At 74.0% G+C, this 22,503-nt stretch carries 20 protein-coding genes and 1 pseudogene; 13 read left to right on the top strand and 8 right to left on the bottom strand.

What is annotated here, in order from left to right; translation table 11 throughout:
• Positions 1-3: 3 nt before the first annotated feature.
• Together ACIRRU_RS25410 and ACIRRU_RS25405 are read left to right on the top strand one after the other, a co-directional pair.
• A complete protein-coding gene (locus tag ACIRRU_RS25410) occupies positions 4-141 on the top strand; it encodes an SPW_0924 family protein (RefSeq protein ID WP_403684183.1) in 138 nt (45 codons plus the stop codon).
• Positions 142-166: 25 nt separating this feature from the next.
• Entirely contained in the window at positions 167-1,123 is a 957-nt protein-coding gene (locus ACIRRU_RS25405) for a DUF3068 domain-containing protein (RefSeq protein WP_403684181.1), read from the top strand.
• Between the two features lie 66 nt (positions 1,124-1,189).
• Here ACIRRU_RS25405 and hrpB read toward each other — a convergent pair whose 3' ends face one another.
• Together hrpB and ACIRRU_RS25395 are read right to left on the bottom strand one after the other, a co-directional pair.
• Positions 1,190-3,700 carry an ATP-dependent helicase HrpB gene (gene hrpB / locus ACIRRU_RS25400; RefSeq protein WP_403684179.1) on the bottom strand — a complete coding sequence of 837 codons (2,511 nt, stop codon included), beginning with the start codon at positions 3,698-3,700 and terminating at the stop codon, positions 1,190-1,192.
• 58 nt (positions 3,701-3,758) lie between these two features.
• Positions 3,759-4,598 carry a class I SAM-dependent methyltransferase gene (locus ACIRRU_RS25395; protein ID WP_403684177.1) on the bottom strand — a complete coding sequence of 280 codons (840 nt, stop codon included), beginning with the start codon at positions 4,596-4,598 and terminating at the stop codon, positions 3,759-3,761.
• A gap of 410 nt (positions 4,599-5,008) precedes the next feature.
• Here ACIRRU_RS25395 and rpsA point away from each other — a divergent pair, with 410 nt between their 5' ends.
• From rpsA to ACIRRU_RS25375, 4 genes are all read left to right on the top strand, one after another.
• Positions 5,009-6,520, top strand: coding sequence for a 30S ribosomal protein S1 (rpsA, locus tag ACIRRU_RS25390; RefSeq protein ID WP_018512105.1), 1,512 nt, complete (start codon positions 5,009-5,011; stop codon positions 6,518-6,520).
• A gap of 303 nt (positions 6,521-6,823) precedes the next feature.
• Positions 6,824-7,762: a PAC2 family protein gene (locus tag ACIRRU_RS25385; RefSeq protein ID WP_363203200.1), complete on the top strand. Its 939-nt coding sequence runs from the start codon at positions 6,824-6,826 to the stop codon at positions 7,760-7,762.
• A 31-nt stretch (positions 7,763-7,793) separates the two neighbouring features.
• Positions 7,794-8,399, top strand: a complete 606-nt coding sequence (gene coaE / locus ACIRRU_RS25380; protein ID WP_403684175.1) for a dephospho-CoA kinase — start codon at positions 7,794-7,796, stop codon at positions 8,397-8,399.
• Between the two features lie 82 nt (positions 8,400-8,481).
• Entirely contained in the window at positions 8,482-8,934 is a 453-nt protein-coding gene (locus ACIRRU_RS25375; RefSeq protein ID WP_403684173.1) for a tetratricopeptide repeat protein, read from the top strand.
• A 30-nt stretch (positions 8,935-8,964) separates the two neighbouring features.
• On the opposite strand, the gene ACIRRU_RS25370 is transcribed toward ACIRRU_RS25375, so the two are convergent.
• Both ACIRRU_RS25370 and ACIRRU_RS25365 read right to left on the bottom strand, forming a co-directional pair.
• The gene (locus tag ACIRRU_RS25370) at positions 8,965-9,303 is read right to left on the bottom strand and encodes a DUF6343 family protein (protein WP_403684171.1); all 339 of its coding nucleotides are present in this window, start codon (positions 9,301-9,303) and stop codon (positions 8,965-8,967) included.
• Between the two features lie 107 nt (positions 9,304-9,410).
• Positions 9,411-9,764, bottom strand: coding sequence for a hypothetical protein (locus tag ACIRRU_RS25365; RefSeq protein ID WP_403684169.1), 354 nt, complete (start codon positions 9,762-9,764; stop codon positions 9,411-9,413).
• Positions 9,765-10,040: 276 nt separating this feature from the next.
• Here ACIRRU_RS25365 and ACIRRU_RS25360 point away from each other — a divergent pair, with 276 nt between their 5' ends.
• The 4 genes and pseudogenes from ACIRRU_RS25360 to ACIRRU_RS25345 all read left to right on the top strand — a co-directional run bounded on the left by ACIRRU_RS25360 (position 10,041) and on the right by ACIRRU_RS25345 (position 15,426).
• Positions 10,041-13,139, top strand: a complete 3,099-nt coding sequence (locus ACIRRU_RS25360) for an SNF2-related protein (RefSeq protein WP_403684168.1) — start codon at positions 10,041-10,043, stop codon at positions 13,137-13,139.
• On the top strand, positions 13,136-14,494 hold the full coding sequence (locus ACIRRU_RS25355) for an SWIM zinc finger family protein (protein ID WP_403684167.1): 1,359 nt from the start codon (positions 13,136-13,138) through the stop codon (positions 14,492-14,494). The genes ACIRRU_RS25360 and ACIRRU_RS25355 overlap by 4 nt, the downstream gene beginning before the upstream one ends.
• Before the next feature lie 80 nt (positions 14,495-14,574).
• Positions 14,575-15,306: a hypothetical protein gene (locus ACIRRU_RS25350; RefSeq protein ID WP_403684166.1), complete on the top strand. Its 732-nt coding sequence runs from the start codon at positions 14,575-14,577 to the stop codon at positions 15,304-15,306.
• A gap of 34 nt (positions 15,307-15,340) precedes the next feature.
• A pseudogene (locus ACIRRU_RS25345) lies at positions 15,341-15,426 on the top strand.
• 328 nt (positions 15,427-15,754) lie between these two features.
• Here the strand turns inward: ACIRRU_RS25345 and ACIRRU_RS25340 are convergent.
• A complete protein-coding gene (locus ACIRRU_RS25340; RefSeq protein ID WP_403684164.1) occupies positions 15,755-16,966 on the bottom strand; it encodes a pyridoxal phosphate-dependent aminotransferase in 1,212 nt (403 codons plus the stop codon).
• A gap of 86 nt (positions 16,967-17,052) precedes the next feature.
• Between ACIRRU_RS25340 and ACIRRU_RS25335 the strand changes: the two genes are divergently transcribed.
• Entirely contained in the window at positions 17,053-17,730 is a 678-nt protein-coding gene (locus ACIRRU_RS25335) for a winged helix-turn-helix transcriptional regulator (RefSeq protein ID WP_403684162.1), read from the top strand.
• Positions 17,731-17,755: 25 nt separating this feature from the next.
• On the top strand, positions 17,756-18,394 hold the full coding sequence (locus ACIRRU_RS25330) for a uridine kinase (protein ID WP_403684160.1): 639 nt from the start codon (positions 17,756-17,758) through the stop codon (positions 18,392-18,394).
• 169 nt (positions 18,395-18,563) lie between these two features.
• On the opposite strand, the gene ACIRRU_RS25325 is transcribed toward ACIRRU_RS25330, so the two are convergent.
• Together ACIRRU_RS25325 and ACIRRU_RS25320 are read right to left on the bottom strand one after the other, a co-directional pair.
• Positions 18,564-19,484: a carbohydrate kinase family protein gene (locus ACIRRU_RS25325; RefSeq protein ID WP_403684158.1), complete on the bottom strand. Its 921-nt coding sequence runs from the start codon at positions 19,482-19,484 to the stop codon at positions 18,564-18,566.
• Positions 19,481-20,380, bottom strand: a complete 900-nt coding sequence (locus ACIRRU_RS25320) for a pseudouridine-5'-phosphate glycosidase (RefSeq protein WP_403684264.1) — start codon at positions 20,378-20,380, stop codon at positions 19,481-19,483. The genes ACIRRU_RS25325 and ACIRRU_RS25320 overlap by 4 nt, the downstream gene beginning before the upstream one ends.
• A gap of 301 nt (positions 20,381-20,681) precedes the next feature.
• On the opposite strand from ACIRRU_RS25320, the gene ACIRRU_RS25315 reads away from it, so the two are divergent.
• Positions 20,682-21,044 carry a cupin domain-containing protein gene (locus ACIRRU_RS25315; protein ID WP_403684156.1) on the top strand — a complete coding sequence of 121 codons (363 nt, stop codon included), beginning with the start codon at positions 20,682-20,684 and terminating at the stop codon, positions 21,042-21,044.
• Positions 21,045-21,138: 94 nt separating this feature from the next.
• Here ACIRRU_RS25315 and ACIRRU_RS25310 read toward each other — a convergent pair whose 3' ends face one another.
• Positions 21,139-22,338, bottom strand: a complete 1,200-nt coding sequence (locus tag ACIRRU_RS25310; RefSeq protein WP_403684262.1) for an MFS transporter — start codon at positions 22,336-22,338, stop codon at positions 21,139-21,141.
• Between the last annotated feature and the right edge of the window lie 165 nt (positions 22,339-22,503).

Raw genomic sequence — 22,503 nt, 5'->3', positions numbered from 1 at the left:
AGCATGCGCGCCCTTCTCGCCGCCGCCATCGGACTGGCCGCCGCCTTCGCGCTCGTGTCCGCCCTCTCCGCCGTCGGCTCCCCGTCGGGTGAGACCTCGCCGAAACCCCTGCTCACCACGGTCCCGGGCCCCAAGAGGTAGCACCGCGGACGGAGAGGTCACCGCCATGCGCCGCCGAGCCGGACTCGTCCTCCTGGCCTTCGCCGTCTTCTTCGCCGCCCTGGCGCCGCTGCTGCGCTGGTACGCGTTCCCCCGGCTGGCCAAGGTCCCGCCCAACCAGTACCAGGAGGTCGTCCTGGAGGCGAAGCCCGCCGTCCTCCTCGACTACTCCACCCTCAGGGCCGAGAGGGTCGAGAAGATCACCATCGTCCAGACCCTCAAGGGCAACGTCGAGGAGTCCGAGAAGATCGAACGCAGCGCCGGACGCGACGTCGTCGTCTGGGACGCGCTCTCCCACGTCCAGGGCCCCGACGGCGCGATGGTCTCCCAGATCCCCGAGCGCTACATCTTCGACGCCCACACCCAGGCCCCCGTCAACGCCACCGGCGAGATGGTCGACGGGGACCCGGTCCGGCGCGAGGGCATCGAGTTCAAGTGGCCCTTCCTCACCGAGAAGCGGGACTACGCCTACTTCGACGCCCAGACCCGCACCAGCGCACCCATCCACTACCGGGGCACCCGCACCTTCCGCGGCCTGGAGGTCTACTACTTCGAGCAGACCATCCCGTGGACCAGGGTCCCGATCCCCAGGAAGATGCCCATCGCGGGCGTCACCGCCGAGCAGATCGCGCGGACCGGCCTGACCCGCTGGTACACCAGCCGGCGCATGTTCTGGGTCGAGCCGGTCACCGGCGCCCCCGTCAACGGCGAGGAGATCCACACGGAGGAGCTGCGCGACGCGAAGAAGATGGGCATGCCGAAGGACACGGTCACCGCGTTCGACGGCCATGTGAAGATGCGCGAGGACTACATCGCCGACACCGTCGAGCTGGTGAAGTCCCAGCGCGTCCTGGTCCTCCTCCTCACCTCCTACCTGCCCTGGGGCTTCCTGGGCCTCGGCGTCGGACTCCTCGCGCTCGCCCTGTGGCTGGAAGCGCGCTCGCGGACCTCACCGGCCGCCTAGGGGCTGTTGTCGAACTGCCGTCTGCCGCGCGACGCCTGGGCGACGGAAGCAGTGTCACGACAGGCCCTACGACCGCCTGAGCCGCGCCGAGGTGTACCGCGTCGCCGCCGCGGTCGCCGGGTCCTGCGGCCACGGGTGCTTCGGGTACCGGCCGCGCAGCTCCGCCCGTACGGCCTGGTAGCCGCCGCGCCAGAACGACGCCAGGTCGGCGGTGACGGCGGCGGGCCGCCCGGCGGGGGACAGCAGATGGACCAGGACCGGCACCCCGGCCACCCGGGGCGTCTCGGCCAGCCCGAACAACTCCTGGAGCTTCACCGCCAGTACGGGCTGCTCACCGCCGTACTCCACCCGGACCCGCGACCCGCTCGGCACCTCGATCCGCTCCGGCGCCAGCTCCTCCAGCCGGGCGGCCTCACCCGTCGCCCACGGCAGCAGCCGGCGCAACGCCTGGCTCGCGTCGATCCGCCCGAGGTCCGCCCGCCGCCGGGCCCGCGACAGCTCCGGCTCCAGCCAGTCCTCCGGCGCGGCCAGCAGCGCCCCGTCCGACACGTCCGGCCACGGCGCCCCCAGCACCCGGTGGAGGAACGCGAGGCGCGAGCGCAACCGCTCACCGTCCCCGGTCCACCGCAGCAGCCCGAGACCGTCCCGCCCGAGCCCGTCCAGCAGGGCGTCACGCACCAGCCCCGGACCGGGCTCCCGCAGCGGCCGCACCGCCAGCTCCACCGCCCCCACCCGGTCCACCGAGCGGGCCACCACATCACCGTCCGACCAGCGGACCTCCTCGCCGCGCACCCGCAGATGCCCGGCCGCCAGCAGCGCGGTCCCCTCGTCGACCACCGCCGCCAGCCGCACCCGCGCCGAGGGCGCGTGCGCGGGCCGGTCCGCGACGGCGACCGCCAGCCACGGCGCGGCGCGCAGCCCCGACCCCTCCCGCAGCTCCGCGCCCGTACCCGACACCATCAGGAACGCCCCCTCGCCCCGGGCCCGCGCGACCCGCTCCGGAAAGGCCAGGGCGGCGACGAGACCGGCGACGGCGTCGTCGGAGCGCGCCGCACCGGTGCCCACCCCCTCCACCTGGGCCGACAGCCGCCGTACCTCCTGCTTCCAGCGCGCCGCATACGCGTCCTGGCCCCGGCGGGCGGTCCGCAGCGCCGCCGCCAGATCGTCCCCGTACTCCCGCGGCGGCTCCTCGCTCAGCAGCGCCACCACCTCCGCGGCCCGCCGCGCCCCGGCCTCCGCCGCTCCGTCCAGCAGCGCCCGCGCCAGCCGCGGGTGCAGCCCGAGCCGGGACATCCGGACACCGCGCCCGGTCACCCGGCCGCCGCCGCCCACCGCGCCGACCGCCGCCAGCACCTCCCGGGCCGCGCCCATCGCCCCGGCGGGCGGCGCGTCCAGCAGGGCGAGCGAGGAGGCGTCCGGATCGCCCCAGCACGCCGCCTGGAGCGCGAACGCCGCGAGGTCGGCCACCATGATCTCCGGGGCCGGGAAGCGCGCGAGCCGCCCGTCCTCGGCCTCCTCCCAGCACCGGTACACCCACCCCGGCGCCTCCCGCCCCGCCCGCCCGGCCCGCTGCCGCCCGGCCGCCCGCGAGGCGCGTACGGTCGCCAGGGCGCTCAGGCCGCGGGCGTGGTCCGTACGGGGCTCCCGGGCGAGGCCCGAGTCCACGACGACCCGCACGCCCGGCACCGTCAGCGACGACTCCGCCACCGAGGTCGCCAGCACCACCCGCCGCGCCCCCGTCGATCCGGCCAGCACCGCGTCCTGCACGGCGGCCGGGGCGCGCCCGTGCACCTGGAGCACCTCCGCGTCGACCCCGGCCAACTGCCCCGCCACCCGCGAGATCTCGCCGACCCCGGGCAGGAAGCACAGGACGTCCCCCTCCCGTTCACCGAGCGCCCGCCGCACGGTGGCCGCCACGTGCGCCAGCAGGGCGGGGTCCACCCGCATCCCGTGCGGCGGGCGCACCGGCCGCGCGGGCGGCGCCCAGACCACCTCCACCGGATGCGCGACCCCCTGCGCCTCGACGACCGGGGCATCGCCCAGCAGCCGCGCCCACCCCTCCGCGTCCGTCGTCGCGGAGGCCGCCACCAGCCGCAGATCCGGCCGGATCGTCCCGCGGACGTCCAGCAGGAAGGCCGCCGCCGTGTCCGCGTCCAGATGCCGTTCGTGACACTCGTCGATGATCACCGCGTCGACCCCGGCCAGCTCCTGGTCCCGCTGGAGCCGCTGGAGCAGCACCCCGGTGGTCACGACCTCCACCACCGTCCCCGGCCCCGCCACGCGTTCGCCGCGCACCGTGAACCCGACCCGCCCGCCCGGCCGCTCGCCCAGCAGCCAGGCCATCCGGCGCGCCGCCGCCCGCGCGGCGATCCGGCGCGGCTCGGCGACCACCACCCGGCGCACCGGCCCGTTGCCGGTCAGCCCGGCCAGCCCGGCCAGGACCAGCGGTACGAGGGTCGTCTTGCCGGTCCCCGGCGGGGCGCACAGCACGGCGACGCCCCGGTCGTCGAGGGCACGCTCCAGGGCGGGCACGGCGGTGCGGACGGGCAGGCGTTCCAGGGCATCGGTGCGGATCACGCTCCCAGTGTCGTACCCGCCGGGCGGCCGGGGCAGGCCGGTCCGCCCGTCGACGAGGTCAGTCCCGCTCGCACACGAAGATCGCCGTGCCCGGGATCAGGTTGCCGCGCAGCGGTGACCAGCCGCCCCACTCCTGGTCGTTCCACGCGGGCCACTCCGGTTCCACCAGGTCGACCAGCCGGAACCCTCCCGCCACCACGTCCCGCACCCGGTCGCCCAGCGTGCGGTGGTGCTCCACGTAGACCGCGTCACCGTTCTCGTCCTGCTCGACGTAGGGGACCCGGTCGAAGTAGGAGGCGGCGACGGACAGCCCCTCGGGCCCCGGCTCGTCCGGGAACGCCCAGCGGACCGGGTGCGTCACGGAGAACACCCACCGCCCGCCGGGCCGCAGCACCCGGCGCACCTCCCGGAAGACCCGCACGGGGTCGGCGACGAACGGCACCGCCCCGTACGCGGAACAGGCGAGGTCGAAGGAGCCGTCCCTGAACGGCAGCGCTCCGGCGTCCGCCTCGACGAGCGGGACGTCCCCGCCGATGCGCAGAGCGTGCTGGAGCTGGCGGTGGGAGAGGTCGAGCGCCACCGGGCGGGCGCCCTGGGCGGCCAGCCAGCGCGAGCACTGGGCGGCCCCGGCCCCGATCTCCAGGACGTCGCGGCCCGCGAGCGCGGCCGCGGGCCCCAGCAGGGCGGCCTCCTCCTCGTCGAGCCCCTCGGGGCCCCAGACGAAGCGGTCGTCGCCCAGGAAACCGCCGTGGTCCATCTGGTACTCGTCGGCGTTGCGGTTCCACCAGCCGCGGCTGGCCCGGCTGCTTTCCGCCTCGTCCGCGGCCCGGCGGGTGGCCTCCGGCTCGGCGGACGGGCCGGCCGGTGAGGAGTAGGTCCCGTGGATCTCTTGGCTCATCGTGCCCGTCGTTGTAGTTTGCCTTCACCCGCCGCGCGCGGTACGTACCAAGGGACGTGCCCCGGGGGTACGGCAGCGCGTCCGTGGTGCTGTGCCGTAGTGTTCCGAGGCCGATGTGGCCTCGCAGAACATGAGTTGTGCCGGGAATGGGGCGATGCGCCCCGGGTGTGCGCCTTCGCGCATTGACCGTGTCCGGCTGCCCCCGTATGCTACAAGTTGCGCCGCGAGCCTGCGCTCCTCAGACCTAGCAGGCCGCGCTCGCGTCTGTTGCATGTCCCCTCGGTTGTCGAGGCGCCTCTCCGGTGATCGGATAGCGCGCTTTCCTGGCTGTCCGGCTTCTGCAGAGGCGATACGGGCTTTCGGCGTAGCAGTACCTACGACTCTCTGTCCGTACCGGAGCCCTTTCCCACATGACGAGCAGCACCGAGACCACCGCCACCACTCCGCAGGTTGCGGTCAACGACATCGGCGACGCGGACGCGTTCCTCGCGGCGATCGACGAGACGATCAAGTACTTCAACGACGGCGACATCGTTGACGGTGTCATCGTCAAGGTTGACCGGGACGAGGTTCTCCTCGACATCGGTTACAAGACCGAAGGTGTCATCCCGAGCCGCGAGCTCTCGATCAAGCACGACGTCGACCCCAACGAGGTCGTCAAGGTCGGCGACGAGATCGAGGCCCTGGTTCTCCAGAAGGAGGACAAGGAAGGCCGCCTGATCCTCTCGAAGAAGCGCGCTCAGTACGAGCGTGCCTGGGGCACCATCGAGAAGATCAAGGAAGAGGACGGCATCGTCACCGGTACCGTCATCGAGGTCGTCAAGGGTGGTCTCATCCTCGACATCGGCCTCCGTGGCTTCCTCCCGGCGTCGCTGGTCGAGATGCGCCGCGTGCGCGACCTCCAGCCCTACGTGGGCAAGGAGCTCGAGGCGAAGATCATCGAGCTGGACAAGAACCGCAACAACGTGGTCCTGTCCCGCCGCGCCTGGCTGGAGCAGACGCAGTCCGAGGTGCGCCAGACGTTCCTCACGACCCTCCAGAAGGGTCAGGTCCGCTCCGGCGTCGTCTCCTCGATCGTCAACTTCGGTGCCTTCGTGGACCTGGGCGGCGTCGACGGTCTCGTGCACGTCTCCGAGCTGTCCTGGAAGCACATCGACCACCCCTCCGAGGTTGTCGAGGTCGGTCAGGAAGTCACCGTCGAGGTCCTCGACGTCGACATGGACCGCGAGCGTGTCTCCCTGTCGCTCAAGGCGACGCAGGAAGACCCGTGGCAGCAGTTCGCCCGCACGCACCAGATCGGTCAGGTCGTCCCGGGCAAGGTCACCAAGCTCGTTCCGTTCGGTGCGTTCGTCCGCGTCGACGAGGGCATCGAGGGTCTGGTCCACATCTCCGAGCTGGCCGAGCGCCACGTGGAGATCCCGGAGCAGGTCGTCCAGGTCAACGACGAGATCTTCGTCAAGGTCATCGACATCGACCTGGAGCGCCGCCGCATCAGCCTCTCGCTGAAGCAGGCCAACGAGTCCTTCGGTGGCGACCCGGCCTCGGTCGAGTTCGACCCGACCCTGTACGGCATGGCCGCGTCCTACGACGACCAGGGCAACTACATCTACCCCGAGGGCTTCGACCCCGAGACCAACGACTGGCTCGAGGGCTTCGAGGCGCAGCGCGAGGTCTGGGAGACCCAGTACGCCGAGGCGCAGCAGCGCTTCGAGCAGCACCAGGCCCAGGTCATCAAGTCCCGCGAGGCCGACGAGGCCGCCGCTGCCGAGGGCGCTGCCGCCCCGGCCGGCGCCGCCCCCGCCGCCTCGGGTGGCTCCGGTGGCGGTTCGTACTCCTCGGAGTCGGCGGACAACTCCGGCGCCCTGGCGTCGGATGAGGCCCTGGCCGCGCTGCGCGAGAAGCTCGCGGGCGGCCAGAGCTGAGGCTCCGGACCCCGCGTGGCCCATCGGCTGCGGTAGAGCTGTAGAGCGGTAGGTGAGGCCCGTCCCCTTAGGGGGCGGGCCTCACTCGCGTCTCCGGCGGGGGACCGGGCGACGGCGGTGCCGGTCGGCCCCGTGCCGCCGGTGACGGCGCCGCCCGCGTGGATGGTGGCGCCGCAACGGGAGCCGCGGGTGCTGACGTTGACGGCGGCCGCCGGTCGTCGGCGGGGCCGGAAAGTACCGGTGCGGGAATGCGGCGGGAACCGGCCGTGTTCTCCTCTCTGAACACGAGGAGGAGCGGTAACCGTGGCTGATCCGCAGAGTTTGTACGAATGGGAGCCGAAGGGCCTGGCCGTCGTCGACATGGCGCTGGCGCAGGAGTCGGCCGGTCTGGTGATGCTCTACCACTTCGACGGATACATCGACGCGGGGGAGACCGGCGAGCAGATCGTCGACGGCCTGCTGGAGACGCTGCCGCACCAGGTCGTCGCCCGCTTCGACCACGACCGGCTCGTCGACTACCGCGCACGGCGCCCCCTGCTCACCTTCCGGCGCGACCGCTGGACGTCCTTCGAGGCCCCCACCCTGGAGGTCCGAGTGGTGCAGGACGCCACCGGGGCCCCCTTCCTGCTGCTGTCGGGCCCGGAGCCGGACGTGGAGTGGGAGCGGTTCGCGGCCGCCGTCGAGGAGATCGTCGAGCGTCTCGGCGTCCGCCTTGCGGTCAACTTCCACGGCATCCCCATGGGCGTCCCGCACACCCGCCCCGTCGGCATCACCCCGCACGGCAACCGCACCGACCTGATGCCGGGCCACCGCAGCCCCTTCGACGAGGCCCAGGTGCCCGGTTCGGCCGAGGCGCTCGTCGAGTACCGGCTGATGGAGTCCGGCCACGACGTCCTCGGGGTAGCCACGCACGTCCCGCACTACGTGGCCCGCTCCGCCTACCCGGACGCGGCGCTGACCGCGCTGGAGGCCATCACCGCGGCGACCGGCCTGGTCCTGCCCGCCCTCGCGCACTCCCTGCGCACCGAGGCACACCGGACCCAGACCGAGATCGACCGGCAGATCGGCCAGGGCGACGAGGAGCTGGTCTCCCTGGTCGAGGGCCTGGAGCACCAGTACGACGCCGTCGCGGGCTCCGAGACGCGGGGCAACCTGGTCGCCGAGCCCGCCGACCTGCCCTCCGCCGACGAGATCGGCCGCGAGTTCGAGCGCTTCCTCGCCGAGCGGGAGGGCGACGGCTGACCGTCCGCGCCGCACCCGTAGGCTGCCGTCCATGCTGAAGGTGGGCCTGACCGGCGGGATCGGCGCCGGCAAGAGCGAAGTGTCCCGGCTCCTCGTCTCGTACGGGGCGGTGCTGATCGACTCCGACCGCATCGCCCGCGAGGTCGTCGAGCCCGGTACGCCCGGACTCGCGGCCGTCGTCGAGGAGTTCGGTCCGGATGTCCTGACCCCCGAGGGCACGCTGGACCGCCCGGCGCTCGGCGCGCTCGTCTTCGCCGACGACGGCCGGCGCGCCGCGCTCAACGCGATCGTCCACCCGCTGGTCGGCGCCCGCGCCGCCGAACTGGAGCGGGCCGCTCCGCCGGACGCCGTCGTCGTGCACGACGTGCCGCTGCTCACCGAGAACGGCCTGGCCCCGCTGTACGATCTGGTCGTCGTTGTCGACGCGTCCCCCGGGACCCAGCTCCACCGTCTGGTGACGCTGCGCGGAATGGCCGAGTCCGACGCCCGCGCGAGAATGGCCGCCCAGGCCTCCCGCGAGCAGCGCCGGGCGATCGCCGATCTGCTCGTGGACAACGACGGGCCGTTGGAGGCGCTGGAACCGCAGGTCCGTGAGGTCTGGGACGAACTGCTCCGCCGGGCCGCCGCCACCGGCTGAGCCCGCGCAGCGGACGCTCCGGCCGGAACAGGAGAGCCGGGGCGGACGTTGCAAGTGCGCGAGCGAAGGGAAGGATGCGATCGTGCCCGAGAGGAACCCGGAAACCCACGTCATCGACTTCCGTGCGGCCGAGCAACTGCTCGACGCCCGGGACCCCCGGGGCGCGGTCAAGCTGCTCGACTCGGTGATCGCCGCCCACCCGGAGAACACCGCCGCCCGGCTGCTGCGGGCCCGCGCCTTCTTCGCCGCCGCCCAACTGCGCCCGGCCGAGCTGGAATTCGAGCTGGTGCTGGAGCGTGAGCCGGACAACGCGTTCGCCCACTTCGCTCTGGCCCGCACCTTCGAGCGGGCCGGACGCCCGGACCAGGCGACCCGCCACTTCCGGCTCGCGGCGGCGCTCGACCCGAAGCCGGAGTATCTGCGGGCGGCGAAGTTCGACGACCGGGGCGCCTCCGACGACCGGACCCCCGACCAGGATCAGGATCGGGACGCCTCCGACGACCGCGACACCCCTGGCGGCCGGGGCACCCTCTAGGAGGGTCGCCGGACCCGGGCCGGCCGCCCGCTAGGGCGTGTCGCCGGACCGTCGCTCGCTCGGCGGTCCGGCCCGCTTCGGCCCGCCGTCGCCGAGGTCCGGTTCGTACGGTGGGACGTCCCGGCCCGGCTGGTAGTGCGGCCCCTGGCGCATCCGGCACGCGATCACCCCGAGGTCCAGGACGGCGACGACCAGCACCACCCCGCAGGCCACGGCCCACCCGGGCCGCCCGGAGAGAGCGAACGCCACCAGGCCGAAGAGGGCCCAGAGCGTCCCCCACAGGCTCAGCGCGAGCCGCATCCGCAGCGCACTGCGGGCGGTCACGGGTTCACTGCCGGTACGCACGGTCCATCGCCTCACTCCCAGCATGGACCCGCGCGGCGGTGGACGGAAACGGAACAGGAGACGGGCCCCGCGCGGCGGCCACCACACGGAACCCGTGCCCGCTGCCTCGCCTCGTGCCGTCCCCGCGGCTGTCAGTGCACGAAGCTGTAGCTGTGCCACACGCCGCCCGGCGGGGTCACGTCGCTGAACTTGGTGGCCACGTAGGCCGATCCCTTGCCGGTGCAGTCGCGGGTCGGGTACAGGATGATGTCGACCAGCGTCCCGTTCTCGACCTCGTGGGCTCCGGCCGGGTCGATCCGGTGGCAGCCGCGTACCGACGGGCTGTTCACCTGCACCACCGCTTCGCGCTCGGTCGTGTACGTCACCGGGCCGACCGCGGTGCGGCCGAGTCCCGAGCAGCCGGAGGCGGCCAGGGCGAGGAGCGAGACTCCGGCGGCGATACCGAGGCGGCGTCGGCGGCGGGTAACGGTCGCGGTCACGGACATGGGCGGGTCCTCGTCTGTTCGTCCGGTTCATCGGTACGTCGGAAGACGTGCTGCGCTGGCCACCCTGCCGGTGCGGGCGCGTCCCGGCACCCGGTGCGCGGCCGACCGGGCGAGCCGTGCCGCCGTCAGAGGCGTCGGGCGACCGGAGACCCCGCCGCCTCCCTCCCGGCAATGTGGGCGGAGCGGGCGTTGTCGGACCTCCCGCCTAGACTCGCGGTATCAGCACATTCCGTGCTGGGCGAGACCGTGGACAGGGTGGGAAGGGGGTGGGCGGACATGGCGGCACGGCCCCGTCAGGACGAGAGCAGGGTGGGGAGCGCGGACATCGGGCGCCTGCTGCACTGCGCCGCGGTCTTTCTGCCCGGCCCGGTCCCCAGAGAGGGCCTCATCGCTTTCTGGGACCCCGCGGCGGACGGCGGCCTTCCACCGGGCGCGCGCACGGAGCCGGACACCGTCTCGTCCTCGCCGTCCGCGTCCGCCGGTGACCCCGCGGCGGACGGGCCGGTCCGCCCGCATCCCGAGGCGACGGCGCGGGGTGCGGACCCCTTCACGTACGCCGACGGCTCGGGCCGCTCCGGCGACACCGTGGAGTACACCCCCGCCGCGCTGACCGTCGTCCGGCCGGACCCGGCGTCCGGCGCGGGACGCGTACGCCCGTCGCGCACACCCGCCGCGCTGCTCTCCGTGGCCGACGCCCTGCCCGTGCTGGTCCGGGCCCGGCAGCAGGCGTCCGCCCACCCCGCCGCCCGCTGCTGGGGCGCGGCCGCGTTGCACGCCCTCCAGCTCGTCGCTCGCGGCCGCCTCCTGCCCGGCCTCACCGCCGACGGCCACGACGCCTGGCGGGCCGGGCCGAGGGACGCCGAGGACGTCGCGCATCTGCGGGCCGTCGCCGCCGCCATGCCGCCCGAGGGCTACGCGGTGCCCCTCCCGGCGTCCGGGCCGCCCCGCCTCCCCGACCCCGAGGCGCTGATCGGGGCGTTCCTGGACGCCGTCGCCGACACCCTGCCGCGCACCCCGGCCGCGGCCTCCGCGATGGGCGCGCCCTTCGCCGCCCAGGAGCCCCAGCACCTGCCGCACGCCGCCGCCTGGGCCGTCGAGGTCGCCTCCGGGCTGGACGCGGGCGTGCGGGTCTCGCTGCGCCTTGACCTCTCCGCGTACGAGCTGTTCGACACCGCCGACACCTACGCGGTCACGGCCGCCCGGGAAGCCGCCGGGGAGCCCGCCGACGGCGCGCAGGACACGGCCCACCCCGACGACCCGGCGGTCCGCCACGCCGCGGCCGCGATCGTCCAGGTCCACAGCCTCGCCGACCCGACGTACGTGGTGGACGCGGCCGCCCTGTGGCACGGCGGGGCGGGCGAGCCGTTCGGACCCCGCGCCCGGGTCGACGCGGTGCTGGCGCTGCGCCGGGCCGCCCGGGTCTGGGCCCCGCTGGCGCGGTTGCTGGAGCAGCCGGTGCCCGACGTGCTCGCGGTCACCGAGGACGAGCTGTACGAGCTGCTGAGCGACGCGGGGGCCCGGCTGGGTGAAGCCGGGGTCCACGTCCACTGGCCCCGCGAGCTGGCCCGTTCGCTCACCGCGTCCGCCGTCGTGCGGCCCGCGCCGGGCTCCGCCACCGACGGCACCTCGTTCTTCGACGCCGAGCAGTTGTTCACCTTCGACTGGCAGCTGTCGCTGGGGGAGGACCGGCTGACCGAGGCCGAGATGGACACCCTCGCCGAGGCCCACCGCCCGGTGGTGCGGCTGCGCGACCAGTGGGTGGTCGTCGACCCCGCGCTCGTCCGCAGGGCGCGCAAGCGGGAGCTGGGCCTGCTGGACCCGGTGGACGCCCTGGCCGTCGCCCTCACCGGCAGCGCCGAGGTGGACGGGGAGCGGGTGGACGCCGTCCCCGCCGGGGCCCTCGCCGCGCTCCGCACCCGGCTCCTCGCCGACGACACGGCGATCGCACCGCCGCCCGGCCTGCACGCCACCCTGCGGGACTACCAACTGCGGGGCCTGGCCTGGCTGGACCGGATGACCGCGCTCGGGCTCGGCGGCTGCCTCGCCGACGACATGGGCCTCGGCAAGACGATCACCCTGATCGCCCTGCACCTGCACCGCGCACACCCCTCACCCACCCTGGTGGTCTGCCCCGCCTCCCTCCTCGGCAACTGGCACCGCGAGATCAACCGCTTCGCGCCCGGCGTCCCCGTGCGGCGCTTCCACGGCACGGGCCGGACACTGACCGGCCCGGACGGCGGCTTCGTCCTCACCACCTACGGCACGATGCGCTCCAACGCCGCCCAGCTCGCCGAGCGGAGCTGGGGCCTGGTCGTCGCCGACGAGGCCCAGCACGTCAAGAATCCGCACTCCTCCACCGCCAAGGCGCTGCGCACCATCCCCGCACCGGCCCGGGTCGCCCTCACCGGCACCCCCGTCGAGAACAACCTCTCCGAGCTCTGGGCGCTCCTGGACTGGACCACGCCCGGACTGCTCGGCCCGCTCAAGGCGTTCCGGGCCCGGCACGCCCGGATCGTGGAGAGCACGGACACCGCCGCGGGCCTCGGCAACGAGGAGGCGGTGGAGCGGCTGTCCCGGCTGGTGCGCCCCTTCCTGCTGCGCCGCAGGAAGTCCGATCCCGGCATCACCCCCGAACTGCCGCCCAAGACGGAGACCGACCACCCCGTCTCCCTCACCCGCGAACAGGCCACCCTCTACGAGGCCGCCGTCCGCGAGACGATGGCGCAGATCGAAGGGGCCGAGGGCATCGCCCGCCGGGGCCTCGTCATGAAGCTGCTGTCCTCGCTCAAGCAGATCTGCAACCACCCCGCCCAGTATCTGAAGGAGGAGCCCACCCGGCTCACCGGCCGCTCGGGCAAGCTCGCCCTGCTGGACGAACTGCTCGACACGATCCTGTCCGAGGGCGGCTCGGTCCTGATCTTCACCCAGTACGTGACGATGGCGAAGCTCCTGTCCGCGCACCTCGCCTCCCGCGCGATCCCCTCCCAGCTCCTGCACGGCGGTACGCCGGTGGCCGAGCGGGAGCGGATGGTGGACCGCTTCCAGTCCGCCGGGGTCCCCGTCTTCCTGCTCTCCCTCAAGGCCGCGGGCACCGGGCTCAACCTCACCCGCGCCGCCCACGTCGTCCACTACGACCGCTGGTGGAACCCGGCCGTGGAGGAACAGGCCACGGACCGCGCCTACCGGATCGGCCAGACCCAGCCCGTGCAGGTCCACCGCATCATCGCCGAGGGCACCGTGGAGGACCGGATCGGCGAGCTGCTGGAGTCCAAGCGGGCCCTGGCGGACGCGGTGCTCGGCACCGGTGAGACCGCGCTGACCGAGCTGAGCGACCGCGACCTCGCCGACCTCGTCTCGCTGCGGAGGCCCGCGTGAGCCCCCGCCCCACCACCGGTCCCGCCGCCCGCAGATCCGCCCCCCGCGCCCGGCCCGGCCCGGACGACCTGCGGCGCACGTTCGAGGCGGTGCCCGCCCGTACCTCCGCCGCGGGGGAGCCCTTCGCGGACAGCTGGTGGGGCCGGGCCTGGGTGGACGCCCTGGAGTCGCTGTCCATGGACGAGGCGCGGCTCGCCCGCGGCCGCGCGTACGCCGACGAGGGGAAGGTCGCGGCGATCACCGTCACCCCGGGCCGCGTCATCGCCTACGTCCAGGGCAGCCGGGTCCGCCCCTACCGCGCCGAACTGCGCCTGCGCACCTTCACCGACCCCGGCTGGGAGACCCTGCTCGACGCGGTCGCCGTCCGCCCCGGAGACCTCTCCGCGCTGCTGGCGAAGGAGATGCCGCACTCGCTGGCGGCCACCGCCGAGGAGGCCGGTGTCCGGCTGCTGCCCGCCGCCGACGACCTCGACCCCAGCTGCTCCTGCCCCGACCACGGACTGCCCTGCAAGCACGTCGCCGCCCTCTGCTACCAGACCGCCCGGCTCCTGGACGGCGACCCGTTCGTCCTGCTGCTCATCCGGGGCCGGGGCGAGCGCGACCTGCTCGACGAACTGGGCCGCCGCAACGCCGAGCACTCCGCCCGGGAGCGCCCCGCCGCGCCCGCGGCCCCCTCGGTCCCCGCGGCCGAGGCGCTCGTCGCCCGCTTCCTGCCTCCGCTCCCGGCGCCCCTCCCCGTACCCCCGCACCCGGGCCAGCCGCCGTCGTATCCGGAGCTGCCCGGCGCTCGCGATCCGCTGGGCCTGGACCACCTCGCCACCGACGCGGCCGCCCGCGCCCACGCCCTGCTGACCGGTGGCCGCGATCCGCTGGCCGGGCTCACCGTCTGGCAGGACGCGGTCCGGCTCGCCGCCGCCCGCCCGACCGCCGGACTCACCGCCACCACCCGCGCCCTCTACCGCGAGCTGGCGTACGCCACCGGCCGCACCACCACCGACCTCGCCCGCGCCGTCGCCGCCTGGCGGCAGAGCGGCGCGCAGGGGCTCGCGGTCCTGGAGGAGCCCTGGGACCCTCCGGCGGGCCCCTTCGACCGGGCCCGCCCGGCGCTCGCCGCAGCCGACTTCCCGCGGTTCACCCCCTGGCGCAACCACCTCACCCACCCGGACGGCTCGCTCCAGCTCCGCTTCGGCCCGGACGGCCGCTGGTACGGCTACGAATCGGAGCCGGGCGCCGACGACTGGTGGCCCCGTGCCGCCCCGGCCCCCGATCCGGTGACCGCCCTCGAAGCGCTGCTCGCGGGCGACCGCGCCCCGGACGACCACGCCTCGGGCCAGGATCCGTCGTACGTCCGGTAGCGCGGGCGGGCCTCCGGCCACGGGCAACGTCCCGTAAAACCCTTGGGCAGCGCCCCGTTGGCGCTGTTAGGTTCCTGTCCGTGGCGAAACTCAATCAGATCATCGCAGTGGAGAAGGGCGTCAAGTCCAAGGCACACCAGGACCTGACGGCGGCGCATCACGGCCTCCAGAAGGCCGGACTGCTGGCCGGGATCTCCCGGACCTACCAGCCCAAGGACGAGGAGGGCGAGCAGCTTCCGCCCGAGTCGACGCTGGTCCAGGTCAAGGCGGAGGACGTGCTGCGGAACACCGCCGCCACGCTGACCCGGCTCTTCGACGTGACCGCCACCAAGGACTGGGCGAACTGCTCGGCCAGGGCCGATGTGTCCGTCGACGGCCGGGTGCTGGTGAGCGAGGTGCCGGTGTCGTACCTGCTCTTCCTGGAGAAGCAGCTCACCGACCTCAACACCTTCGTCCGCAAGCTGCCCGTGCTGGACGCCGCCGAGGCCTGGGCGCAGGACCCGTCGACCGACTCCTGGAAGACCGAGCCGGTCCGCACGCTCCGTACGAAGAAGGTGCCCCGCAACCACGTCAAGGCGGAGGCCACCGAGAAGCACCCGGCGCAGGTCGAGGTGTACTACGAGGACGTCCCGATCGGGTACTGGACGACGGTGAAGTTCTCCGGGGCGCTGCCCGCGCGGCGCGTCAACGAACTGCTGGACCGGATCGAGAAGCTCCAGCAGGCCGTGAAGTTCGCCCGCGAGGAGGCCAACGGCGCGGAGGTCACCGACCAGCGGGTGGGTGATGCGGTATTCGGTTACCTCTTCGGGTGACCGACCATGGATTCCCCGGCCGCCGGTGACGGTGGCCGGGGTGCGCGAGGAGCGCAAGCTGAAACTGAAGCTTGTCGTGAAGGCGCGGTTCCCGTGGAGGTTCGACTCCTCCCTCCGGCACGGGCCGGAGTAGCCCAAGCAGGCAGAGGCAGACCGCCGTCAATCTCAGACTCTTGCTCCAGACTCAGCATTCGCCGCCGATCGCCGGATCGAACGGGCTCGGGCCCGCGCGCGTCGAGATGCCGGTTCAAGTCCGGCCCGCAGAGCTCCGATCTGCGGTGGTCCAAAGGCAGGACGCGACGACATCATGACTGACCCGGGTCCTTAAACGTGCCGGCGTGCGAGATGGGCGGCACTCACAGGGCCCGGAGGCCGGCTACGCCTCCGGGTCCGCTCCCGTTTCCGCGGGCCGTCCTCCCACCGGGCGGCAGGCCGACAGGCCGTCACATCACTGGCGGTAGCCGGTCAGGAAGCGGCCGATACGGCTGATCGCCGCGTCGAGGTCGTCGGCGTGCGGGAGGGTCAGGATGCGGAAGTGGTCCGGGCGGGGCCAGCTGAAGCCGGTGCCCTGCACCACCTGGATCTTCTCCCGGAGCAGCAGGTCCAGGACGAACTTCTCGTCGTCGACGATCGGGTGGACCTTCGGGTCGATGCGCGGGAACGCGTACAGCGCGCCCTTCGGCTTCACGCACGAGACGCCGGGGATCTCGTTCAACCGCTCCCAGGCCCGGTCGCGCTGCTCGTGCAGTCTGCCGCCCGGCGCGACCAGTTCCCGGATGGACTGCCGCCCGCCGAGCGCGGCCTGGATGGCGTACTGCGCGGGGGCGTTGGGGCAGAGCCGCATGGAGGCCAGCATGGTCAGGCCCTCCAGATAGTTGCGGGCGCGCTGCTGCGGACCGGAGACCACCATCCAGCCGGAGCGGAACCCGGCCACCCGGTACGTCTTCGACAGGCCGCTGAAGGTGAGGCAGACCAGGTCCGGGGCGAGGACGGCGGCGCTGTGGTGCTCGGCCCCGTCGTACAGGATCTGGTCGTAGATCTCGTCGGCGAACACCATCAGCCCGTTCCGGCGGGCCAGATCCAGGATCCCTTCGAGGATCTCGCGGGAGTAGACCGCGCCGGTGGGGTTGTTCGGGTTGATGATCACGACGGCCTTCGTCCGGTCGGTGATCTTGGCGGCCATGTCGGCGAGGTCCGGGTTCCAGTCCGACTCCTCGTCGCAGACGTAGTGCACGGCCCTGCCGCCCGCGAGCGTGGTCACCGCCGTCCACAGCGGGAAGTCCGGCGCCGGGATCAGCACCTCGTCGCCGTCCTCCAGCAGCGCCTGCACGGCCATCGAGATCAGCTCGGAGACCCCGTTGCCGAGGAAGACGTCGTCCACGCCGACGTCGGTCAGCCCCATGGCCTGGTAGCGCTGGGCCACCGCTCGCCGGGCGGAGAGGATGCCGCGCGAATCGGTGTAGCCGTGAGCCTGCGGCAGCATCCGGATCATGTCCTGGACGATCTCCTCCGGCGCCTCGAAGCCGAAGAGCGCCGGATTGCCGGTGTTGAGCCGGAGCACGCTGTGGCCCGCCTCCTCCAGGGCGTTGGCGTGCTCGATGACCGGGCCCCGGATCTCGTAACAGACCTCGTTGAGCTTGCTGGACTGCCGGAACTCCATGCGGTGCCTCCCCGAGCCGAACTGCGATACTTGGTTTTACCAAGTTTGAGCTTGGAAAGTCCAACAACCTGTCTAGACTGCGGGACATGCCCCGTCAGCAGCCCGCCGCCCAACGCCCCGTCAGACGTCGCAGCTACGACCAGTTCTGCGCCGCCGCCCGTGCCCTCGACCAGGTCGGTGACCGGTGGACGCTGCTGATCGTGCGGGAACTGCTGGGCGGGCCGCGCCGGTACACCGACCTGCACGCCGACCTGCCCGGCGTCAGCACGGACGTGCTGGCCTCCCGCCTCAAGGACATGGAACAGGGCGGCCTCGCCGTACGCCGCAGGCTCCCGCCCCCCGCCTCCGCGTCGGTCTACGAACTGACCGGGCGTGGCCACGGACTGCTCCCCGTCCTCGCCGCACTCGCCGACTGGGGCGCCCCCGCCCTCGCCGAACGCCGCCCCACCGACGCGGTGCGGGCCCACTGGTTCGCCCTGCCGCTGCTGCGCGCGCTGGCCGCACTCACCCAGGACGGCATCCTCGAAGTACGCCTCGACGAGGGCGAGTTCCATGTCCGAACGGGCAGCGGGGCGGCCCCCGGATCCGGCGGCGAGCCGTACGGCTTCGGGCCCGCCGACCACGCCGACGCCCGCATCACCCTCGACTCCGCCCTCTGCCTGGAGCTGGTGAGCGGCCGGGTCACCCTCGCGGAGGCGGTCAAGGACGGGCGGATCGAGGTGACGGGGGAGGGCGCTCTCGCCGCCGAGCTGCGGGGCGCCTGACGCGCCGGGCGGGGATGATGGTGGCGTGCGACTCGAAGCGATCTCCTGGGAACGGCTGGCCGCCGAGCTGGCCCGGCACACCGACGGGCTGTCCGCCGCCGACGGTTCCCCCTGGCTCACCCTCGGCATCGACGGAGCCCCGGCCGCCCGCACCGGCGACCTGGCCGAACGGCTGGCGGAAGAGCTGAGACTGCGCGGCCGGGCGGTGCTCACCGTCCCCACCGCGGGCTTTCTGCGCCCGGCGAGCCTGCGGTTCGAGTACGGGAAGCAGGACCCGGACGCGTACGCCGACAGCTGGTTCGACACCGGGGCGCTGTGGCGCGAGGTGCTCGGGCCGCTGGAGGCGGGCGGCTCCGGCCGGGTCCTGCCGGACCTGTGGGACCCGGTGACCGACCGGGCCACGCGCACGCCGTACCACCCGCTGCCGGAAGGCGGAGTCGCCGTCGTGCACGGTCCGCTGCTGCTGGGGCACTGGTTCCCGTTCGCGCTCGCTGTCCATCTGCGGCTGTCGCCGGGGGCGTTGCGGCGGCGCACGGAGGAGTCGGAGCGCTGGACCCTGCCCGCCTTCGCCCGGTACGAGGAGGAGGTGGCGCCCGCCGAGCGCGCGGACGTGGTGGTGCGGGCGGACGACCCGGCCCATCCGGCCTGGTCGGGGGTGCGGTAGGGCGGGGCACCCGGACGCGTCCGCCAAGGGGCCCGCGCGCCCTGGTCTTCGGTCGGCGATGGCGTCGGCCCGTTGTGGTCATCCGGGTGGGCGGGGCCCCGGCCGTGGTCCTGCGCGAGGGGCCCGTGCGCCGTGGTCATCGGTCGGCGAAGGCGTCGGCCCCCCGAGGTCATCCGGGTGGGCGGGCGCCCACCGTGGTCACCGCCAACGCGCCGGCCCGGCAGCCCTCCGCGGCCGCCGTCACCTCGTCCGCCCCGGCGAGCAGAGAGGCGAGGAACCCGCCCGTGAACGCGTCCCCCGCGCCCGTCGAGTCGACCGGGTCGCGGACCGGCCGGGCGGGGACGCGGCCGATCACCCGGCCCTCGGCGGCCAGCACGGCTCCCCGACCGCCCAGCGTCACCGCGACCCGCGGGAAGCGACGGCTCAACGCGGCCGCGGCAGCCTCGGCTCCGGGCAGCCCGGTGAGCAGGCGGGCCTCGTCCGCGTTCGGCAGCAGCAGCTCCGCGCCCTCGGCGAACTCCAGGAAGCGTTCCGGGCCCAGTTCGGCGAGGAACCCGGCCGACGCCGGGTCCACGCTCACCGCCACACCCCGTTCCACGGCGGTCCGCAGGGCGAGCAGGGCGGCGGCCCGGCTGGTCGCGGCGAACAGGAGGTAGCCGGAGAGGTGCAGCCGCCCGGCCCCGTCGAGCATCGAGGGAGAGAAGTCCTCGACGGTGAGCCGCAGCGCCGCCCCGCTGTCGGTGAGGAACGTACGCTCGGCGGCCCGGTCCACCAGGGCGATGACCGTCGCCGTCGGCGCCTCCTCGTCCACGGCCAGGAACGTCCGTACCCCCGCCCGCTCCAGCGCCTCCCGGTGCCAGTCTGCGGACCCGGCCCCCGCCCTGGCGAGCAGCCGGGCGTCCGCGCAGCCCGAACGCACCGCCCAGCAGGCGACGTTGGCCCCCGCGCCGCCCGGCAGGGTACGGATGCGGGCAGCCGTGTCCGTACCGCGTGCGAGGTCCGGCCCGTGGCGCGCCACCACGTCCGTGACCACGTCCCCCACCACCAGGAGTCCGCCGCCCGGGGCGGGACGGTCGGCCGGACGGTTCACCGGGCGGCCGCGGCGACGGCGACCCGGGCCGCGAGGCGTACGTTTCCGCGTACCGCCGCGAGGTTCGCCTCCAGCGACGCGCCCCCGGTCCGCCGCATCAACTGGTCCAGCAGGAACGGGGTGACGCCCTGCCCGGAAACGCCCTGCGCCCGGCACGCCTCCAGCGCCTCGGCCAGCACCCGGTCGTGCAGCGCGGGGTCCAACTGCTCGCTCTCCGGTACGGGGTTGGCGACGATCAGCGCGGACCGCGGGCCGCCCAGCGCGTCCTTCGCCCGCATGACCTCCACCACGTCCTCGGGGCTGTGCGCCGTCCAGTCGACGGGGTGGCCGGAGCTGCTGAGGTAGAAGCCGGGGAAGTGACCGGTGCGGTAGCCGAGGACGCCGACGCCCAGGGTCTCCAGCCGCTGGAGGGTGGCCGGGACGTCCAGGATCGACTTCACGCCCGCGCAGACCACGGTGATCCCGGTGCGCGCGAGCAGCCGCAGGTCCGCCGACTCGTCCTGGTCCGCGGCCCACTCCCGGTGCACTCCGCCGAGTCCGCCCGTCGCGAAGACGCCGATCCCCGCCCGTGCGGCCAGGAACGCCGTCGCGGAGACCGTCGTCGCCCCGCTCGCCCCGGCCGCGAGAGCGGGGGCGAGGTCGCGGTGCCCCAGTTTCCGTACCGCCGGATCCGCGGCCACCCGCTCCAACTGATCAGCGTCCAGGCCCACATGGGCCCGTCCGTCCAGGACCGCGACGGTGGCCGGGACCGCGCCCGCGGACCGGACGAGCTCCTCCAGCTCCACCGCGACGCGGAGGTTGCGGGGGCGTGGCAGACCGTGCGCGATGATCGTCGACTCCAGGGCCACGACAGGCAGCCGGGCACTCAGCGCGGCGCGGACGTCCACCGAGAGCACCGGTTCGTAGGAGCCCGTGGCCGCTGGACGCGGCTGGGCGGGGGCCCGCCGCGCGTCCGTGCCGCGAGGCGCGTCCGCGTTTCGCGCGTCCGCGCTCCGGCTGTCCGCGTTCCGGGTGTCCGCGTTCCGGGCGCCTTCGTTCCGGATGCCCCCGCTCCGGGTGTCCGTCGGGCTCTGTTCCGGTGGGTTCTGTGGCATGCCCCATCCCTGTCGCGGCCGGGGCGCGGGCAAACCACGATGGGCGGAGCCGCGCCGGTCCTGCCCGCGAGTCGGCCGGATCGGGTCGCTAAGGTGACCGGCCATGACCACACATGACCAGGCCCCTGCCTCCTTCGCCGTGCACATCCCGGACGCCGAACTCGTTCCGGAGCTGCTCGATCCGGCACAGGTCGTCTCGGGCGATCCCGTGGTCACGGGCAAGGTGCTGTGGGAGTCGGCCGACGGCACGCAGATCCGGGGGATCTGGCAGATCACGCCCGGCGTGGTCACCGACACCGAGGCGAACGAGCTGTTCGTGGTCGTCAGCGGACGGGCGACCGTCGCGGTCGAGGGCGGCGCGACGCTGGAGATCGGCCCGGGGGACGCCTGCGTCCTGCGCGAGGGCGACCGGACGACCTGGACCGTCCACGAAACGCTCCGCAAGGCGTACCACATCAGCCTCTGACGGACAGGGACAGGGACAGGGACAGGGACAGGGACAGGGGCCACCGCCACGGCTATCGCCACGCCCCCGACTCGCGGCTACGGCGCCGGAGCCCTCAGCCGCCGACGGCTCCGGGGCGCAGGCTCCGGCGCAGGGCCAGCGCGGCCACGGGCAGCACCAGCGCGGCGCCGACCGCGTTCAGCGGGCCGTACCCCCACTGCGCGACGATCACGCCCGCGACCGCTCCACCGATACCCGCGGCCGCGTTCATGGTCAGGTCGGACAGCCCCTGCACGGCTGCCCGCGCCGCCTGCGGCACCGCGTCGGTGAGCAGCGCGGAACCGGCGATCATGCCCGCCGACCAGCCCAGACCGAGCACGAACAGCCCCGCGGCCGTCTGCCCGTGCCGCGGCCCGGCCGTCCCGGCGAGCAGTGCGGCACAGCTCAGCAGACCGACCGCCAGACCGATCACGGTGAGCCGCCCGAACCGGTCCGCCAGCCTGCCCATCAGCGGTGAGAACGCGTACATCCCCGCGATGTGACCGCTGATGACGAGCCCGATCAGCTGGAGGTCCGCGCCGTGGTGCCCCAGATCGACGGGGGTCATGACCATGATCGAGACCATCGCGGTGTGGGACACGGTGATCGTCACCAGGGCCAGCCGCGCCATCGGGGACTCCCGGACGGCCTCGACCCCGGCGCGCAGGGACCGCTTCCCGGTGCCCGACGTCCCCTCCGGGGCCAGGGCGCGGGCCGTGAGCAGCGGGTCCGGCCGCAGGGCGAGGGCCACGACGAGCCCCGCGACCAGGAAGACGACGGCCGAACAGAGGTAGGGTCCCGCGGCCTCGGGCACCGGCGTACCGCGGAACAGCCGACTCGCCGGGGCCGAGATGTTGGGGCCCAGCACCGAACCGATCGTGGAGGCCCAGACGACGGTGGAGATCGCCCGCCCCCGCCGGTCCGGCCCCACCAGGTCGGCGGCCGCGAACCGGGCCTGGAGGTTGGCCGAGGACCCCGCACCGAACGCCGCCATGCCGAGCAGCAGCAGCGGGAAGCTCGACAGCGTCGTGGCGAGCACCACCAGACCGCCGCCCAGCGCACCGATCAGGTAGGCGAGCACCAGCCCCGGCCGTCGGCCCCGGGACGCCATGAGCGCGGCCAGCGGCAGCGACAGCAGTGCCGTGCCCGCGACGGACGCGGTGGGCGCCAGGCCGGACAGCGCCTCGGACCCGCTCACCTCGACGGCCAGCATCGGGGCCAGCGCGATACCTACGGCCACCCCGAGGCCGCCGAGTATCTGGCTGACGATGAGCACGGCGGACGTCCGGCGCTGGAGTGCGGGCAGCTCGGCAGCGGTGACCGGGGGGCGGGGGAGAGATGGCGTCGTCACCGGCGCAGTGTGCCATCGGCCGCGCCCCGCGATACACCCGATCGGGTGAACCGGTCACCGCGAGACACTCCCGGACCACGCGAGCCCCGC

Origin of the sequence: Streptomyces sp. NPDC101181, assembly GCF_044767975.1 — a bacterium.
Classification (GTDB): domain Bacteria; phylum Actinomycetota; class Actinomycetes; order Streptomycetales; family Streptomycetaceae; genus Streptomyces.
Note: the sequence above shows the minus strand (reverse complement) of the source record. Positions and strands in the feature narration are given on the sequence as shown.